Raw genomic sequence first — 16,271 nt, 5'->3', positions numbered from 1 at the left:
TCTATAGCGTGCCCTGCGGCGGCTTCACACCCCCGGATGCGGGCGGTATCACGCCGCCGTGAGGTCATTTCCGGCACCCGGGCCCGGGGAGGGCGCCGCCGCGGAGCTCCGCGGAAGCGCCCGCCGGATCAGAGCACGTAGCGGCTCAGATCGGCCGAGCCTGCCAGCTCGCCCAGCCGCTCCTCGACGAAGGCGCCGTCGACGGTGACGCTGCTGCCCGGCTGGTCGGGGGCGGTGAAGCTCAGCTCCTCGAAGACCCGCTCCAGCACGGTATGCAGCCGCCGCGCGCCGATATTCTCGACCGAGCGGTTCACCTCGGCCGCGATCCGCGCCAGCGCGGCAATGCCGTCCTCGGTGAAGGCGACGCTGACCTCCTCGGTCGCCATCAGTGCGGCATACTGCCGGGTCAGCGCATTGTCGGTCTCGGTCAGGATGCGGATGAAATCCTCCTCGGTCAGCGCGCGCAGCTCCACCCGGATCGGCAGCCGGCCCTGCAGCTCGGGCAGCAGATCCGAGGGCTTGGCGATATGGAAGGCGCCCGAGGCGATGAAGAGGATGTGGTCGGTCTTGACCGCGCCGTACTTGGTGTTGACGGTCGTGCCCTCGATCAGCGGCAGCAGGTCGCGCTGCACGCCCTCGCGGCTGACATCGGCGCCGCGCGCCTCCTGCCGGGCGCAGACCTTGTCGATCTCGTCGAGAAAGACGATGCCGTTCTGTTCAACAGCATGGACGGCGGCGCGGTTCACGGTTTCGTCGTCCAAGAGCTTGTCCGCCTCCTCGCGCAGCAGGACCTCGTGGCTGTCTGCCACGGTCATCTTGCGCGTCACCTTGCGGCCGCCGAAGGCCTTGCCGAAGATGTCGCCCAGATTCATGCCGCCCATTCCCCCCATGCCGCCGCCGGGCTGGCCGGGGATGTCCATCATCGGGAAGGGCGAGGAGGTGTCGGAGACTTCCAGCTCGATCTCGTGGCCGTCGAGCTCGCCCGTGCGCAGCTTCTCGCGGAACCGCTCGCGCGTGCCCTCGCGGGCGTCCTTGCCGGCGATCGCCTCGATCACCCGGTCCTCGGCGGCCTGCTGGGCGCGCGCCTTCACGTCCTCGCGCATCTGCTCGCGGATCATGGCGATGGCGCTGTCGACGAGGTCGCGGATGATCTGCTCGACATCGCGGCCGACATAGCCGACCTCGGTGAATTTCGTCGCCTCGACCTTCAGGAAGGGCGCCTTGGCCAGCTTCGCCAGGCGGCGGCTGATCTCGGTCTTGCCGACGCCGGTCGGGCCGATCATCAGGATGTTCTTCGGATAGACCTCTTCGTGCATCGCCGGGTCGAGCTGCTTGCGGCGCCAGCGGTTGCGCAGCGCCACGGCGACAGATCGCTTGGCCTCCTTCTGGCCGATGATGAAGCGGTCGAGCTCGGAAACGATTTCGCGGGGCGTGAGCGTGGTCATCCGTCAGTCCTTTTCGGTTCGGCTGGTCACATACGCAGCCGCGGCGCGGATTTGAAGGGGTTGAAACCGGCTTCCCGCGCGCCGGGGGCGCCATCGGCGGCGCCCGGCCGCCCGGCCCGGTCCGCCCTGGCGATCCCTCTTGCCATGGCGGACCTGCCGCTGCCAGCCCACGGCGCCGCAGGACAGGACGAGCCGCCATGGACGTGTTCGACCTCGCCGCAGACCCTCCGCCCGCTGCAGGCGCATCTGCAGGCCACGCGGCCCGCCGCCAATCCGGCGCTCATCGCCTCCCTGGCGAGGGATGCAGCGAGGTCAACCTGCGGCAGTCTCCGGGGGCGGACGGTCCATGACCGGGCGGTGGTGGAGCTCCTCTTCGTGCCCGCGGCGCGGATCCCGGGCGCTGGCTCGCCTGAGCGGCGGAAAATCTGGCCGGATCAAGGGGCTGCCGCGGCATCCGGCTGGAAAGCCTCAGCGTCCAGGTTCCCGGTTCCTGCCTGAGGCTCGGCAATCGGGCCTTCGGGGAGCTTCGGGACTATCCGGCGGGAGCCACACGGCTCTTCCTCTGCAAGGCCCTCGCCCGAGGTGCGGGGCACCTCCCGGGCGGCCTGCCCCGGAGCGGGGGGAGGGGTGCGGGGAGGGGGGGAGCCCCCTCCCTGCGGTCAGGCGGAGATCGCCTCGACCGTCAGATTGCCATTGGTGAAGACGCAGATATCCGACGCGATCGCCATGGCCTTGCGCGCCACGGTCTCGGCATCGTGATCCGTCTCCATCAGCCCGCGCGCGGCGGCAAGGGCGTACATGCCGCCCGAACCGATCGCCGCGATGTCATTCTCGGGCTCCAGCACGTCGCCGGCGCCCGTGATCACGTACAGATCCCTGCCGTCGGTGACGATCAGCATCGCCTCGAGCTTCTGCAGGTACTTGTCCGTGCGCCAGTCCTTCGCCAGCTCGACCGCCGCGCGGGCAAGCTGGCCGGGCGTGGCCTCCAGCTTCGCCTCCAGCCGCTCCAGGAGCGTGAAGGCATCCGCCGTGGACCCCGCGAAGCCGGCAACCACGTCATGGCCGCCGGGCGAGAGACGCCGGACCTTGCGGGCCGTGCCCTTGATCACCGTATTGCCAAGCGAGACCTGGCCGTCGCCTGCGACGACAACCTGGCCCCCCCTGCGCACGCCGATGATCGTCGTGCCGTGCCAGCCGGGGAACTCGTCGCTCATCGGATCAGAGCGCGCTGTCGATCCAGCTCTGCAGCGTGGCCTTGGGCGCCGCGCCGGTCTTGTTCGACACGACCTGGCCGTCCTTGAACAGGAACAGCGCCGGGATGCCGCGGACGCCGAGACGCGCCGGAGAGACCGGGTTCTCGTCGACATTGACTTTCACGATCTTGACCTTGTCGCCATATTCCTTGGCCAGCTCTTCCAGAGCCGGGCCGATCTGGCGGCAGGGACCGCACCATTCCGCCCAGAAGTCGACGACGACGGGAACGTCGGACTTGACGACTTCGGTTTCGAAAGTGTTGTCGGTCACGGGGACGGTTGCCATGGGTGCCTCCTTGGCGTGAACTTCAGGCTGGCCCCCTACCTAGGGGAGGCCGGGGCATCAATCAAGATGTTGGGGTCGAGCGCAGCAGCGCCGCCATCACGAGATCGTGGGGCAAGGGCATGAGCGTCGCCGTCCGGGTCCAGAGCAGCGCTGTGGAAATCCGCTTTCCCGGGTAGACCGCCCCCAGCATTGCGGCATAGGCGCCCATCTGGCGCAGGAGCCCCTCGGGCACCTCCTCCGGGCGCTCCGGCACTGTGCGGTTGGTCTTGAAATCGACCGCCAGCACCTCGGTCCCGGTCACCTGCAGCCGGTCGATCGTGCCGTAGAGCACGCGGCCGAGCGCCGGGACATGCGCCGAGAGCGGCACCTCCGCCAGGGTCTCGGGGGCGAAGAAGGGCAGGAGCGCCGGGTGGTCGAGCACCGCCGCGGCCTCCGCGAGCACCGCCTCGAGCGCGGCGCCCCCGGCCGCATCCGGCCCCTCCGCCAGGATCTCCGCCGCCCGTTCGCCGCGCGCCGCCGCCGGATGGCCCGCCAGATGCTCCAGCAGCAGGTGGATCTGCCGCCCCGTGCGCAGCGCGGTCTCCTCGTCGCCCCCCTCGCCGGGCAGCGCCTTGGCACCGCCGAGCCCCGAGGGCGCCAGCGTCGGCAGCGCATGCTCCGGCGCCTTGGCGGTCTGGCGCAGCCAGGCGGGCAGGGCGGGGCGCGCCGCCTCTTCCTCCGCTTCCGCCTCGCGCGGTTCGGCCACCGCCCAGTCGCCGGTCTCCAGCCGCAGCCCCTGTCCGGTCGGCGCGGAGAGGGCGCGCGCCCCGGCCAGCACCAGCCCCTCCTGCACCTGGCCGTACCAGGTGGTCTGCTGGCCCAGCTTGCCCGCCGCGGCGACGATCAGCCACTGCTCGGCCCGGGTCATGGCGACATAGAGCAGGCGGTCGCGCTCCTCCGCCTCGGCCTGGGCGACGCGCTCGGCGGCCTGCATCAGCGCCGGCGGCAGCTCGTCCCTGGGCAGCCGCCAGGCGGGCCAGGAGCCCTCCCGCGGCAGCAGGATGTCCTGGCCGGAATTGCGGAAGGCGGCGCAGTCGGGCAGGATCACCACCGGCGCCTCGAGCCCTTTCGAGCCATGCACCGTCATCAGCCGGATCGCGCGGCCCGCCGCCTCGGCCTGGCGCTTGATCTCGACATCCTCGGCGGCCATCCATTCGAGGAAGCCGGTCAGCGAGGGGATCTCGGCCTGCTCGTAGTCGAGCGCCTGCTGCAGCAGCCCGTCGATCGCCTCCTCGCATTCCGGCCCCAGCCGCGCAATCAGCCGCGCGCGGCCGCGATGGCGGGTCAGGATCCGGTCCAGAAGGTCGTAGGGGCGGCGCAGATCGGCCAGGTTGCGCAGGTCGTCGAGGATCGCGAACGTGTCGGGATGCATCTCCGCCTGGCGCAGCGCGGTCCACAGGTAGCTGCCCGCCGGGCGCGGATGCGCCAGCCGGAAGAGGTCGTCCTCGGTCCAGCCGAAGATCGGCGAGCGCAGCGCGGCGGCCAGCGACAGGTCGTCCTCGGGCAGCGCCAGGAAGGCCAGCAGCGCCAGCAGGTCGCGCACGGCGAGCTCTTCGCCCAGCTTGATCCGGTCGGCCCCCGCGACTTCGAGCCCCTCGGCTTTCAGCGCGCGCATGGTCTCGAAGAACAGGTCGCCGCGGCGGCGGAAGAGGACCAGGATGTCGCCCTCGTGGATGCGCCGGCCCTTGCCGCTGCCCGCGGGCAGATGCGCGCTGTCGACCAGCTCGCGCACCTCCTTGGCGACCGCCTGGGCCAGCTGCGCGGTCGGGCTTTCGGGATCGAGCCGGTCGACCGGATCCCAGCCATCGGCATTCTCCTCCTCGCCGCTCTCCTTCTCGGGCAGGATCGCGGGCCAGAGATCGACCCGGCCGGGCAACTCGGAGCGGAAGGCGACATGCTCGGGCGGATCGCCGAGACCCGAGACCCCGGGAAAGGTGCGGTCGACGGCGGAAAGCACGGCCTCCGCCGAGCGGAAGGAATGCGCCAGCCCGCGCGAATGCAGCGTCGCGCCGATCGCCGCGAGGCCGGTGCCGAAATGGCCGCGCATGCGGTCGAATTCGCGCGGATCGGCGCCCTGGAAGGAATAGATCGACTGCTTCTTGTCGCCGACCACGAAGATCGTGCGGGGCACCTCGCCGCGCGTGCCCTCGCCGGCGGTGAATTCCTGCGCCAGAAGGCGGATCACATCCCATTGCTCGGGGCTGGTGTCCTGCGCCTCGTCGACCAGGATGTGGTCGATCCCGCCATCGAGCTTGTAGAGCACCCATTGCGCCACCGCCGGATCGGTCAGCAGCGCCCGGGTCCTGAGGATCAGGTCGTCGAAATCGAGCCAGCCGCGGGCGAGCTTCGCCGCTTCGACCCGCGGCAGCAGCGCGGCGGCATAGCGGTGGAGCACGGCGGTGCGCTTCGCCGCGGTCAGCGCCAGCCGCACGGTGCGGGCATCGGCGACGCGGGACATCAGCCCGTCGAGCGCCTCCATCAACTCGGGGCCGAGCGCGGCGCGGGTGGGCTTGGTCGGAAAGCTGCCGGTCTTCGGCCCGAAGGGCGTCTTGGCCGTGGCGCCGAAGAGGAACGGCCCCTCCAGCGCCTTCAGCAGCCCCATCGAGGGCACGAAGGGCGCCAGCCGCGCCAGCGCGGCCCCGGCCTTGCCGTCATTGCCGCCCTTCGACTGCAGCACCGGCACCAGCGTTTCCAGAAGCTTGCGGTCGCCCGGGGCGAAGGCGCAGTCGACCAGGTCGGCCTCGCTCTGCCCGGGCAGCAGCCCCATCGTCTCCCACAGCGCCTCTTCGTCCGGCAGCCGGGCGAAATCGGCGCGGGCATGCAGGATCTGCGCGGAGAGCCCGGCAATGTCCTCGCCGCCCATCTGCAGCGCCATCGCGTCGATCAGCCCCGCCTCGGGCCCGTCGGCCATCTCCTCGACCACCCGCTCGATCATCGCCGCCTGGGTGCGCTCGTCGATCTCGGTGAATTGCGGGCTGACCCCGGCCTCTAGCGGGAAGCGGCGCAAGAGCGCGGCGCAGAAGCTGTGGATCGTCTGGATCTTCAGCCCGCCCGGCGTCTCGATCGCGCGGGCAAACAGCCGCCGCGCGCGCAGGAGCCGCTCCTCGTCGAGCCCGGTCTCGCCCAGCTTCTCCAGATCGGCGCGCAGCGCCGCGTCGGGACGCATCGCCCATTCGCCGAGCGTCTGGAACAGCCGGTTCTGCATCTCGCTGGCCGCCGCCTTGGTGTAGGTCAGGCACAGCACGTTCTGCGGCGCCACCCCCGAGAGCAGCAGCCGCGCCACGCGGTTGGTCAGCACGCGCGTCTTGCCCGAGCCCGCATTGGCGGCAAGCCAGGTCGATTCGCCCGGCCGCGCGGCCTCGATCTGGCGGCGCGTCGCCTCGTTCACCGCGGTCATTCGTGATCCCCCACTTTCAGGGTTTCGGCATGCTGGGTCAGGTCCCACTCGCCGCCGCGGCTGAGATGGTCGTAATCCGACCATTCGCCCTGGCTCTCGCGCGCGACCTGCGCGGTGAAGCCCGTGGCGGGGTCGAGGAAGCGGGTGAAGAGCCGGTGCAGGCTTTCCGGCACCAGCTCCACCGGGATCTTCTCCAGGTCGGCGGGCACGGTCTCGGGGCGGGCGGCCAGGCCGATATACTCGGCGCCGACCACATGCAGCGGGCCGAGCGCGCCGAAGGCCCCGGCCTCGGCCAGGTAGGCGGTGATGTGCAGCTGCTTGTTGTAGCGCGCCTGCTGCTTCTCGGTCGGCGGCTTGCCGGTCTTGTAGTCGTAGAGCCAGACCGCGCCGCCCGGCGCCTGGTCGATCCGGTCGGTCTTGACCACCAGCTCGACGCCCGTCGTCGGCAGCACATGGCCGCCGCCCTGCTCGGTCGCCATCAGCGTGCCGCGGCCGCGCCGGATCTCCTCCTCGGCGATGAAATGGTCGGCGATGCGCATCAGCCGCGCCAGCCAGAACCGCCGCGCGGTGGGCCAGGGCACGATCCGCTCCAGCACCTCGGCGCCAGTGCCGAGCAGCAGCGCCTTCTGCCGGGCGCGGTCGAGCCCGGGGAAATGCGGCACGACCTCTTCCAGCACCTGGTGCAGCACGGTGCCGCGCAAGGACGCCTCGGGGCGGTGGCGCAGCGGGTCGAGCGCGCGCAGCCGCAGCACGTGGCGGGCATAGATCTGGTAGGGATCGCGCAGCAGCGTCTCGACCTCGGTGACCGACAGCTTGCGCGGCCGCGCCGCCCGCGGCGGGGCAGGCGAGGGACGCGGCGCGGGCGGCTCGGACACCGCCGGCACGTCGAGCGCGGCGGCCAGATCGCACCAGTGCCGCCCGCGGCGGCGCATATCGGCCAGCGCTTCGGGCCCGCCCTGCTCCGGCAGCCCGTCGAGCAGGTTCGTCAGCCGGTTCAGCCAGCGCGAGGGCACGGCATCGGCCTCGGCCGAGCGCACCGCGCGGGCCAGCACCACCTGCGGCGCGCCCGCCGCCTGCTGGAAGTCATGCGCCGCCAGGCCGATCCGCCGCTCGGGCAGGAGCAGCCCCGCCGCCTTGCGCATCTGCCGGTTCAGCCAGGGATCGGGCTCGGGCTGCTCGGGCCAGACGCCGTCATTCAGCCCGGCCAGGATCACCAGCTCCGCGCCCTGGACCCGGGCCTCGAGCGTGCCCCAGATCATCACCCCGGGATGCGGCAGGGCCGGGTCGCGCACCTCCTCGGACATCGAGCCGCGCAGCACCGAATTGAAGGTGACGACGTCGAGCTCGCCGCCATGCCCGGCATCCTGCGCCAGCGCGTTCATCGCCTTCTCGGCCGCCTCGCCGTCGCGCCCGTCCCAGAGCGGCACGCCGCTATCGGCGAAGGCGCCGCGCGCCAGCAGCTCCACCCGGGCGCGCAGATCGGCCAGATGCGCCTCCAGCGTCCGGGTGCCGACCGGTTCCAGCCCGTCAAGGCAGTCCGCCACCCAGGCCGCCCAGGCGGTCGCCTCCGGGTCGTCGCGGGACGCCGCCCATTCCGTCAGCGAGCCGCGGTCGGGGAAGGCCGGGCCCTTGCGGCGCAGCCGCAGCTCCAGCTCGCGGGTCAGCCGCAGATGCGGGCCGCGGCGCGAGCCGATGCCGACATGCGGGTTCTTCAGGATCACAACCAGATCCTCGGCGGTCAGCCGCTGCCCCATCAGCCCGGCCACCGTGCGGATCAGCCGCCCCGTCGCGGTCTGGCCCAGGGGCTCGCCCGCGCTGTCATCGGGCTCGATCGCCCAGCGGTCGAGCGCCGCGGCGACCCGGCGGGTCAGCACCCGGTCGGGCGAGATCAGCGCCGCCTGCACCCCGTCCTCGGCCGCCTTGCGCAGGACCACGGCGATCGCTTCGGCTTCGGCGCGCGGATCGGCCGCCTCCAGAAGCGTCAGATTCCGCGTCGCCGCGCCCAGATCGCCCAGCGAGGGCCCGTCGCGCATCCAGCCATCGGTCACTGGCGCAGGCCGCAGCGCCATCGAGATCAGCCGGTTGCGTGCCGGATCGGGCGCGTCCTGGCCCGCGAGCCAGGGGGTGACGTCCTCCGGCGCCAGGCCGAGATCGCGCAGCAGCAGGGCGAAGCGGTACTGCGGATGGTCCTCCTGCCGCTCGGGCGCGGTCAGCGTCGTCCAGATGCCATGCGGCATGTCATGGTCGAAGCCGGGCAGGATCAGCCCGCCCTGCGGCAGCCGCGCCACCGCCTGCATCAGCAGATGCGTCGTCCCGCGCGAGCCGGTCGAGCCCGCGACAAAGACCGGATCGGCGGGCGGCGCCGCCTGCCACAGCCGGATCAGCGCCTCCACCTCGGCGCGGGCGCGCGCCGCCGGATCGGCCAGCGGGTCCGACAGGCCCAGCTCCAGCACGATCCTCAGGAAGGCCATCGCCCGCTGCCAGTGGCCCGAGGCATCGGCGATGTCGAGATTGAGGATGTCCTCGATCGGCACCCCCTCGACCTGCGCCTCGTCCATCAGGTTCGCCAGCCCGCCCGCCAGGTCGAAGGCGGCCGAGGGCGGCGCCAGATCCGGCTGGGCGGCGATCAGCGCCGCGGTCAGCCGGGTCAGCTGCAGCTGCCGCGCCAGCTGCGACTGCGGCGGCGCGCCATGGGTCATCAGCCCCGCGCCCGCCTCGGTGACGAGCTTCAGGCGCGGCAGGAAGCCGGGGCCGGTCGCGTGGAACAGCTCCTCGATCCGCCGCTTCATCCGCTGGGTGTTGACGTAGACGGTGACGCGGGCGATGGCCTCGGGCGGCTGGCCCTCCAGCCGCTGGCGCAGCCCCGCGGCCAGCGCCGCCGGGAAATCCTGGCCCGGGGCCAGCGAGAAGACGCGGGGGCGGTCCGTGGGCTCAAGCATGGGAGAGCATCGCCTCGGCCTCGGCGATCCCGCCGGGATGGCCGACATCGCACCACATGCCGGGATGGAGCACGCCGAAGAGCCGTCCTGCGGCCAGCGCCGCGTCCCAGGCGACCTTGACCGAGAAGACCGCGTCGGGGCAGGCGGCGACCGGCGCCGTGGCGAGGATCTGCGCGCCGGTATAGGCCAGTTCGGGCGCCCAGCTCAGGCGGCCCTCGGCATCCATGGCAAAGCCCGATTTCAGCGCATGGCCGACCGCCCGCTCCGGCGGGCAGAGCAGCAGCAGCGCATCCATCCGCGCCGGGTCCCAGGCCGCGGCCAGCGTCGCCATCGCCAGCGGCCCGGTCCAGACCGCGTCGGTGTTCATGGTGAAGACCGCCTCCGGGTCCCCCAGCAGCGGCAGCGCCGCCTTCAGCCCGCCGCCGGTATCGAGGATCCTGTCCCGCTCCTGCGAAAGCAGGAGCCTCCTGGCTGCCGCCGCCGCCTCGATCTGGCCGGCCAGGTAATGCGCATTCACCGCGCGCCGGGCGATCTGCGGGATCGCGCATTGCGCCAGCGCATGGTCGAGGAGCGGCTTGCCCGCCACCTCGATCAGGGGTTTCGGCCGCGTGTCGGTCAGCGGCCGCATCCGCGTGCCGAAGCCGGCGGCGAAGAGCATCAGAGCGTCGGGACTGTTCCGCATCGGTCCTTCAGGCTTTGCAGGTGTTCCGGGGTCGGTTCGGGCAGGGCGGCCAGCGCAATGTCCTTCAGCGCGGCCAGCGAGGGATGGGCCAGGTCGGTCTGCAGATGGCCCCAGACCCGGGGGATCAGGTCGACATAGCCGGGCTTGCCGAAATGCAGCGACAGCCGGGCGAAGACGCCGAGGATGCGCAGGTTGCGCTGCGCCCCCATCGCCGCATAGGCCAGATCGAACGCGCCGGGCTCCGCCCCGGTGAGGCCCAGGTAATGCGCCCGCGCCGCCGCCGCCGTGGCCGGGGCGACATCGCGGCGGGCGTCTTCCAGCAGCGAGACCAGGTCATAGGCCGGATGCCCGGCCGCCGCGTCCTGGAAATCGAGAAGCCCGACCCGCGCCGCGCCGGAGCGCTCCGGCAGCCAGAGCAGGTTCTCGGCATGGTAGTCGCGCTGGACCAGCACCCGCGGCCCGTCATGCGGGGCGAGCACGGCGCGCAGCGCCGCGCAGAGCGCCGCCCGCGCCTGCGGATCCGCCGCCTTGTCGCCGCCATGGGCGTACCAGTCGAGCGCCAGCGCCCCCAGCTCCGGCATGGTCGTGCTGTCATAGGGCATCAGCCCGGCGGGCGCCTCGTGGCGGGCCAGCACCGCCAGCACTTCGATCGCAGCGAGATAGAGCGGCTCCTCGCAGGCGGGATCTGCCTTTGCCAGCCGGGCGAAGAGATCGTCGCCCAGATCCTCGATCAGCAGCAGCCCGCGCGCCTCGTCGGCATGCAGGATCGCCGGCGCCGAGAGGCCGAGCCCCGCCAGATGGCGGGCGATCGCCAGGAAGGGACGGACATTCTCGCCGCGCTCGGGCGGGGCGTCCATCAGCACGGCCGAGCCGCCGCCGGGCGCGGTGACGCGCGAATAGCGCCGGTTCGAGGCGTCGCCGGCCAGCGGGCGGCAGGCGGCATCGCCCCAGCCTGCGGCCTCGAGGAAATCGCGGAAGGGATCAGTCAGCATGCGTGGTCTCGGATAGGAAGCTCAGCCGCGGGCCCCAGCCCGCATCGCTCCAGGTCAGGGTCAGCGCGCGGGCCTCGCCCGCGGCCTCGGGCGCGAAATCGAGGGCCAGCGCCGCGGCGGGCAGGTCCTCGCCCAGCCGGTCGGGCCATTCGACCAGGCAGAGCGCGTCGTCGAAGGCGGCCTCCAGCCCCAGCTCCAGCACCTCGTCGGCATGGGTCAGCCGGTAGAGGTCGCAATGCCAGATCTCCAGCGCCCCGGCCTGGTAGCTCTGCACCAGCGTGAAGGTCGGCGAGGGCACGTCCTCGTCCAGCCCCTCGGCCGCCAGCAGGTGCTTGATCAGCGCGCGGGCGAAGGTGCTCTTGCCCGCGCCGATCGGCCCGGACAGCGCCAGCACGTCGCCGGCGCCCAGGCGCGGGGCCAGGCGGCGGGCAAGGGCTTCGGTATCGTCCGGAGCGGGGAGGCGGAGGGTCAGGCTCGGCATGGCGCGACTATGGGCGGCGGCGGGGCCGGGCTCAAGGGGCAGATGGCCCGGGGCTCAGAACGCCTCGGGCTTGGCTTCGCGCGCCATGTGGTCGAGCACGGCATTGACGAAGCGGGATTCCTTGCCATCCGGGAAGAAGGCCTGGGCGATCTGCACGTATTCGACGATCACCACCCGCGGCGGCGTGTCGGCGACGGTCAGCTCGGCGCCCGCGACGCGGAACAGCGCCCGCAGCGTCGGGTCGATCCGGTCGATCGGCCATTTCGCCACCAGCGCGCGGTCGGTCATCTGGTCGATCGCGCCCTGGTTGTCGACGGCGGCATTGACCAGCGTGCGGAAGACCTTCACGTCGGCCTCCTGCATGCTGTAATCCTCGAATTCCTCGCCGAAGCGGTGATCCGCGAATTCCTTGATGATCTGGCCGATCGGCGCGTCGGACTGCTCCATCTGGAACAGCGCCTGCACGGCGAAGAAGCGCGCGGCGGAGCGCAGCGCGCGGCGCTGGTTGCCCGAAAGCCCGCTCATGACGCGTTCCCGCCGGCCTTGAAGCCGATGCCCTTGGGGGCGGGCTTGAACTGGCGGGTCAGCGCGATCAGGTGCAGCGCGGCCGCTGCGGCGCCGCCGCCCTTGTTCTGGCCCTGCGCGTCGGCGCGCACGACGGCCTGCTCGGTGTTCTCCACCGTCAGGATGCCGTTGCCGATGCAGGCGCCCTCGAGCCCGAGCAGCTGGATCGCCCGCGAGCTGTCGTTGCAGACCGTGTCGTAATGGGTGGTCTCGCCGCGGATCACGCAGCCGAGCGCGACGAAGCCGTCATAGTCGGCCTGGCGGTAGGCGATGCGGATCGCGGTCGGGATCTCCAGCGCGCCGGGGACCTCGACGGTCTCGTGGGTGCAGCCGGCCGCCTCGATCTCGGCGCGGGCGCCCGCGAGCTGCGCCTCGGAGATCTCCTTGTAGTAGGGAGACACGACGATCAGCAGTTTCGCGGGCTCGGTGAAGACCGGGCGGGGCAGGGTGTAGTGCGAAATCGACGCCATGGGTCAGTCCTCGATCCGGCGGGTGTCGACGATGGAAAGCCCGTAGGCATCGAGGCCGACGATCTTGGGCTTCGGCGAATTGGTCAGCAGCACCAGCTCGTGCAGGCCGAGCGAGCTGAGGATCTGCGCCCCGAGCCCGTAGCGGCGCAGCGTGGCGGGGCTTGCGGCATCCTCGGTGGCGAGCTTCAGCGTGGTGTCGCGGATCAGCACGACGACGCCGCGGCCCTCCTTGGCGATCTGCGCCATGGCGCGCTGGAACTCGGCCGAGCGGCCTGCCTCGCCGATGCCGACGATGTCGAGCATCGGGTCGAGCGTGTGCATCCGCGTCAGCACCGGGGCGCCGTCATCGACATCGCCTTTGACCATCGCGATATGCTCGTCGCCATGGGACAGGTCGGTATAGATGCGCAGCGACCACTCGCCGCCGAATTCCGAGGTGATGGTGCGTTCCTCGGTGCATTTCACCAGGTTGTCGTGGCGGCGGCGATAGGCGATCAGGTCGGAGATCGTGCCGATCTTGAGGTTGTGCAGCTGGGCGAAGGCCACCAGGTCGGGCAGCCGCGCCATCGAGCCGTCTTCCTTCATGATCTCGCAGATCACGCCGGTCGGGTTCAGCCCGGCAAGGCGCGAGACGTCGACCGCGGCCTCGGTATGGCCGGCGCGCACCAGCACGCCGCCGTCGCGGGCGCGCAGCGGGAAGATATGGCCCGGGGTGGCGATGTCGGCGCCGGTCTTCGACGGGTCGATCGCCACCGCGACGGTGCGGGCGCGGTCATAGGCGGAGATGCCGGTGGTCACGCCCTCGCGCGCCTCGATCGAGACGGTGAAGGCGGTTTCGTGGCGCGAGGAGTTCTGCGAGGCCATCAGCGGCAGGCCGAGCGCGTCGATCCGGTCGCCAGGCAGCGACAGGCAGATCAGGCCGCGGCCATGGGTGGCCATGAAGTTGATCGCTTCGGGCGTTGCCATCTGCGCCGGGATCACGAGGTCGCCCTCGTTCTCGCGGTCTTCGTGGTCGACGAGGATGAACATCCGCCCGTTGCGGGCGTCGTCGATGATTTCCTCGATCGGAGAGATCGCGTCCTTGTATTCGCCCGATTCCGACATCACGCGACTCCTGTTGCCTTGCAATTGGAGCGTCCGGTTAGCGCAATGCGGCGCAATTGACCAGAGCGGAGCGACGCCGGCGACTGTGCAGGGAAGCACGGAAAGGCGGCGCTCTGCGCGGTGGCGGCGGGATCAGGGCGCAGGGGCGGCCGGACGGGGCGCCGGCCCTAGTCGGCGGCGCGGTACCAGGCGACGATCATCGCCCGGTCCTCGGCAGTCATGTAGTTGTAGGCGCCGGGCGGCATCGCGTGGGTGACGCCCGCCTGCAGGTAGACGTCGCGGGCATGGGCGGCCACCCAGTTCGGCGTGTCGAGCCGCACGCCCTTCGGCGCCACCGGCCCGGCCCCGGGCACGCCCGGCTCGGGGGCGTGGCACATCGAGCAGTTGTTGATGACCAGATCGGCGACATCCTCGAAGCCCGCGGCGGCGGCGAAGCGCTCGGCCCGCGGCGTGAGGGCGGCATCCTCTTCCCAGTCCATGTTCTGCACCGGCGCGAGGCTCAGCCCCATCACGGCGAGGAACAGCAGCAGCGTCAGCCCCCAGGTCCACCACAGCAGCTTCTTGGTGGCATGCATGGTGTTGAAGAAGTGCCGGATGGTCACGCCCATCAGGAAGACCAGCGCCGCGATCAGCCAGTTCCACTCGCTGGCGAAGGCCAGCGGGTAGTGGTTCGACAGCATCATGAACAGGACCGGCAGCGTCAGGTAGTTGTTATGGGTCGAGCGCTGCTTGGCGATGATGCCGTATTTCGGATCGGGCGTGCGGCCGGCCTTCAGGTCGGCGACGGTGATCCGCTGGTTCGGCATGATGATGAAGAACACGTTGGCCGACATGATCGTCGCGGTGAAGGCGCCAAGGTGCAGCATCGCCGCGCGGCCCGAGAAGACATGGGTGTAGAAGAAGGCGATCACCACCAGGATGGCGTAGAGCCCGATCATCAGCTTGGCATGGTCGTCGCCGAATTTCGACTTGCAGATCTGGTCATAGGCGATCCAGCCGAAGGCCAGCGAGCCCAGCGAGATCAGCACCCCCGCCCAGACCGGGATGTCGAGCACGTTCGGGTCGATCAGGAAGATGTCCGCGCCCAGGTAGTAGACCAGCACCAGCAGGGCGAAGCCCGAGAGCCAGGTCGCATAGCTTTCCCATTTGAACCAGACCAGGTCCTCGGGCATGCGCTCGGGCGCCACCAGGTATTTCTGGATATGGTAGAAGCCGCCGCCATGGACCTGCCACTCCTCGCCCTTGACGCCTTCCCTGGGCTCCAGCGGCGGCCGCAGCCCGAGATCGAGCGCGATGAAGTAGAAGGAGGATCCGATCCAGGCGATGCCGGTGACGACATGCAGCCATCGCACGGCGAATTCCGCCCAGGTCTCGATCAGGGTCATGTCCATCGCGCTCTCCTCCCTTGCGTGGCGCCCGTCCGGACCCCGCCGGACCCGGAGGCCCGGCGGGGGAGTGCTGTCAGTCCAGCGGATTGCCCGCGATATTGGCGACGATGCCGCGGATGATGTTGGTGCCGTCCTCCTTGCGCAGCTCGTCATACCAGGCGCGGGTCCTGGCCTCGTCCTTGGCATGGGTCACGTCGCAGCGCTTGCGCGCGCGCAGCACCAGATCCGCGGCGCGTTCCGAGCGGCGGTTCTGGTAGCGCTTCAGCGCGTCCTCGACGCCCAGCGTGTTGGTCTGCAGCTGGATCGCCAGCACCACGGCATCCTCCAGCGCCATGCAGCCGCCCTGGCCGATATCCGGCGTGGTGTTGTGCGCGGAATCGCCCAGAAGCGCGATCCGCCCCTTCACCCAGGTGTGGAACGGGTCGATGTCGTGGATCTCGACGCGGTTGGTCGTGGCCGGGTCGAGCCGCTCGATCAGCGTCTGCACCGGCTCCGCCCAGCCCGCGAAATGGCTCCGCAGGGTCGCCTTGAACTCGCCGCGGTCGACGCTCAGCCCGGCGGCCTCGGGCGTGTCGAAGAAGAAGTAGAACCGGCCGTCGGAGATCGGCATCAGCGAGACCCGCTTGCCCTCGCCGAGGAACACCGTCCACTGGTCGTCGGGCGCCAGGTCGGCGGAGATGGGCACCAGCCCGTTCCAGTTCACGTAGCCCGCATAGCGCCGCTCGGCCTTCTGGCCCAGCACATGGGTGCGTACCACCGAATGCGCGCCATCCGCGCCGATCAGCATGTCGGCCGTGTCTGTGGAGCCGTCCTCGAAGGTGGCGGTGACGGTGTCGCCGTCCTGCGCCACGCCGGTCACCTTGCGGCCCAGATGCAGGCTCTCGGAGCCGAAGACCCGCATCAGCATCATCTGCAGCTCGGCGCGCGAGACCGGGTAGGGGCGCTGGCCCACTTCCTCGACCAGCGGCGCGAAGCTGAACTGGGTCATGGTCTCGTCGGTCAGCCCGTCGATATAGGCCATGTGGTCCATCCGCCCGCCCATGGCGGCGACCTCGTCGCGCAGGCCCAGGTAGTTCAGGCACTTGACCCCGTTCGACCAGACCGAGATGGCCGCGCCGACCGGCCGCACCTCGGTGACGCGCTCGTAGATGGTGACGTCCCAGCCGATGCGCCGGAGCGCGAGCCCCGCGCTCAGCCCGCCGATGCCCGCGCCGACAATGATTGCCTTCAT

The 16,271-nt window shown here is 71.0% G+C and carries 13 protein-coding genes; all 13 read right to left on the bottom strand.

Going from position 1 to position 16,271, the window contains the following annotated elements; translation table 11 throughout:
* Positions 1-128: 128 nt before the first annotated feature.
* The 13 genes from hslU to hpxO all read right to left on the bottom strand — a co-directional run bounded on the left by hslU (position 129) and on the right by hpxO (position 16,271).
* Entirely contained in the window at positions 129-1,445 is a 1,317-nt protein-coding gene (gene hslU / locus FGX59_RS12545; RefSeq protein ID WP_138466870.1) for an ATP-dependent protease ATPase subunit HslU, read from the bottom strand.
* A gap of 659 nt (positions 1,446-2,104) precedes the next feature.
* On the bottom strand, positions 2,105-2,659 hold the full coding sequence (gene hslV, locus FGX59_RS12540; protein ID WP_138466869.1) for an ATP-dependent protease subunit HslV: 555 nt from the start codon (positions 2,657-2,659) through the stop codon (positions 2,105-2,107).
* Between the two features lie 4 nt (positions 2,660-2,663).
* Positions 2,664-2,984 (bottom strand): thioredoxin, encoded by a 321-nt coding sequence (trxA, locus tag FGX59_RS12535; protein WP_138466868.1) that lies wholly within the window; start codon positions 2,982-2,984, stop codon positions 2,664-2,666.
* A 61-nt stretch (positions 2,985-3,045) separates the two neighbouring features.
* Positions 3,046-6,420, bottom strand: coding sequence for a double-strand break repair helicase AddA (gene addA, locus FGX59_RS12530; protein WP_138466867.1), 3,375 nt, complete (start codon positions 6,418-6,420; stop codon positions 3,046-3,048).
* Positions 6,417-9,359 carry a double-strand break repair protein AddB gene (addB, locus tag FGX59_RS12525; RefSeq protein ID WP_138466866.1) on the bottom strand — a complete coding sequence of 981 codons (2,943 nt, stop codon included), beginning with the start codon at positions 9,357-9,359 and terminating at the stop codon, positions 6,417-6,419. The genes addA and addB overlap by 4 nt, the downstream gene beginning before the upstream one ends.
* Positions 9,352-10,017 carry a nucleotidyltransferase family protein gene (locus FGX59_RS12520; protein WP_240722421.1) on the bottom strand — a complete coding sequence of 222 codons (666 nt, stop codon included), beginning with the start codon at positions 10,015-10,017 and terminating at the stop codon, positions 9,352-9,354. The genes addB and FGX59_RS12520 overlap by 8 nt, the downstream gene beginning before the upstream one ends.
* Positions 10,017-11,033 (bottom strand): aminoglycoside phosphotransferase family protein, encoded by a 1,017-nt coding sequence (locus FGX59_RS12515; protein ID WP_138466864.1) that lies wholly within the window; start codon positions 11,031-11,033, stop codon positions 10,017-10,019. Before FGX59_RS12515 ends, FGX59_RS12520 begins: the two co-directional genes overlap by 1 nt.
* Positions 11,023-11,514 (bottom strand): tRNA (adenosine(37)-N6)-threonylcarbamoyltransferase complex ATPase subunit type 1 TsaE, encoded by a 492-nt coding sequence (tsaE, locus tag FGX59_RS12510; protein WP_138466863.1) that lies wholly within the window; start codon positions 11,512-11,514, stop codon positions 11,023-11,025. Before tsaE ends, FGX59_RS12515 begins: the two co-directional genes overlap by 11 nt.
* Positions 11,515-11,568: 54 nt before the next feature.
* Positions 11,569-12,039 (bottom strand): transcription antitermination factor NusB, encoded by a 471-nt coding sequence (gene nusB, locus FGX59_RS12505; protein WP_138466862.1) that lies wholly within the window; start codon positions 12,037-12,039, stop codon positions 11,569-11,571.
* Positions 12,036-12,548, bottom strand: coding sequence for a 6,7-dimethyl-8-ribityllumazine synthase (locus FGX59_RS12500; protein ID WP_138466861.1), 513 nt, complete (start codon positions 12,546-12,548; stop codon positions 12,036-12,038). Before FGX59_RS12500 ends, nusB begins: the two co-directional genes overlap by 4 nt.
* A 3-nt stretch (positions 12,549-12,551) precedes the next feature.
* Positions 12,552-13,652, bottom strand: coding sequence for a 3,4-dihydroxy-2-butanone-4-phosphate synthase (ribB, locus tag FGX59_RS12495; RefSeq protein ID WP_138466860.1), 1,101 nt, complete (start codon positions 13,650-13,652; stop codon positions 12,552-12,554).
* A 167-nt stretch (positions 13,653-13,819) separates the two neighbouring features.
* A complete protein-coding gene (locus tag FGX59_RS12490) occupies positions 13,820-15,043 on the bottom strand; it encodes a urate hydroxylase PuuD (protein ID WP_138466859.1) in 1,224 nt (407 codons plus the stop codon).
* Positions 15,044-15,113: 70 nt separating this feature from the next.
* Positions 15,114-16,271 carry an FAD-dependent urate hydroxylase HpxO gene (gene hpxO, locus FGX59_RS12485; RefSeq protein WP_138466858.1) on the bottom strand — a complete coding sequence of 386 codons (1,158 nt, stop codon included), beginning with the start codon at positions 16,269-16,271 and terminating at the stop codon, positions 15,114-15,116.

Source organism: Poseidonocella sp. HB161398 (assembly GCF_005870025.1).
Lineage (GTDB): Bacteria > Pseudomonadota > Alphaproteobacteria > Rhodobacterales > Rhodobacteraceae > Mangrovicoccus.
This window is presented reverse-complemented; position numbering and strand designations above follow the sequence as displayed.

Bases quoted from the DNA above. Each gene is read 5' to 3' on its own strand.
- hslU (WP_138466870.1), bottom strand. From the start codon at position 1,445: ATGACCACGCTCACGCCCCGCGAAATCGTTTCCGAGCTCGACCGCTTC.
- hslV (WP_138466869.1), bottom strand. From the start codon at position 2,659: ATGAGCGACGAGTTCCCCGGCTGGCACGGCACGACGATCATCGGCGTG.
- trxA (WP_138466868.1), bottom strand. From the start codon at position 2,984: ATGGCAACCGTCCCCGTGACCGACAACACTTTCGAAACCGAAGTCGTC.
- addA (WP_138466867.1), bottom strand. From the start codon at position 6,420: ATGACCGCGGTGAACGAGGCGACGCGCCGCCAGATCGAGGCCGCGCGG.
- addB (WP_138466866.1), bottom strand. From the start codon at position 9,359: ATGCTTGAGCCCACGGACCGCCCCCGCGTCTTCTCGCTGGCCCCGGGC.
- FGX59_RS12520 (WP_240722421.1), bottom strand. From the start codon at position 10,017: ATGCTCTTCGCCGCCGGCTTCGGCACGCGGATGCGGCCGCTGACCGAC.
- FGX59_RS12515 (WP_138466864.1), bottom strand. From the start codon at position 11,033: ATGCTGACTGATCCCTTCCGCGATTTCCTCGAGGCCGCAGGCTGGGGC.
- tsaE (WP_138466863.1), bottom strand. From the start codon at position 11,514: ATGCCGAGCCTGACCCTCCGCCTCCCCGCTCCGGACGATACCGAAGCC.
- nusB (WP_138466862.1), bottom strand. From the start codon at position 12,039: ATGAGCGGGCTTTCGGGCAACCAGCGCCGCGCGCTGCGCTCCGCCGCG.
- FGX59_RS12500 (WP_138466861.1), bottom strand. From the start codon at position 12,548: ATGGCGTCGATTTCGCACTACACCCTGCCCCGCCCGGTCTTCACCGAG.
- ribB (WP_138466860.1), bottom strand. From the start codon at position 13,652: ATGTCGGAATCGGGCGAATACAAGGACGCGATCTCTCCGATCGAGGAA.
- FGX59_RS12490 (WP_138466859.1), bottom strand. From the start codon at position 15,043: ATGGACATGACCCTGATCGAGACCTGGGCGGAATTCGCCGTGCGATGG.
- hpxO (WP_138466858.1), bottom strand. From the start codon at position 16,271: ATGAAGGCAATCATTGTCGGCGCGGGCATCGGCGGGCTGAGCGCGGGG.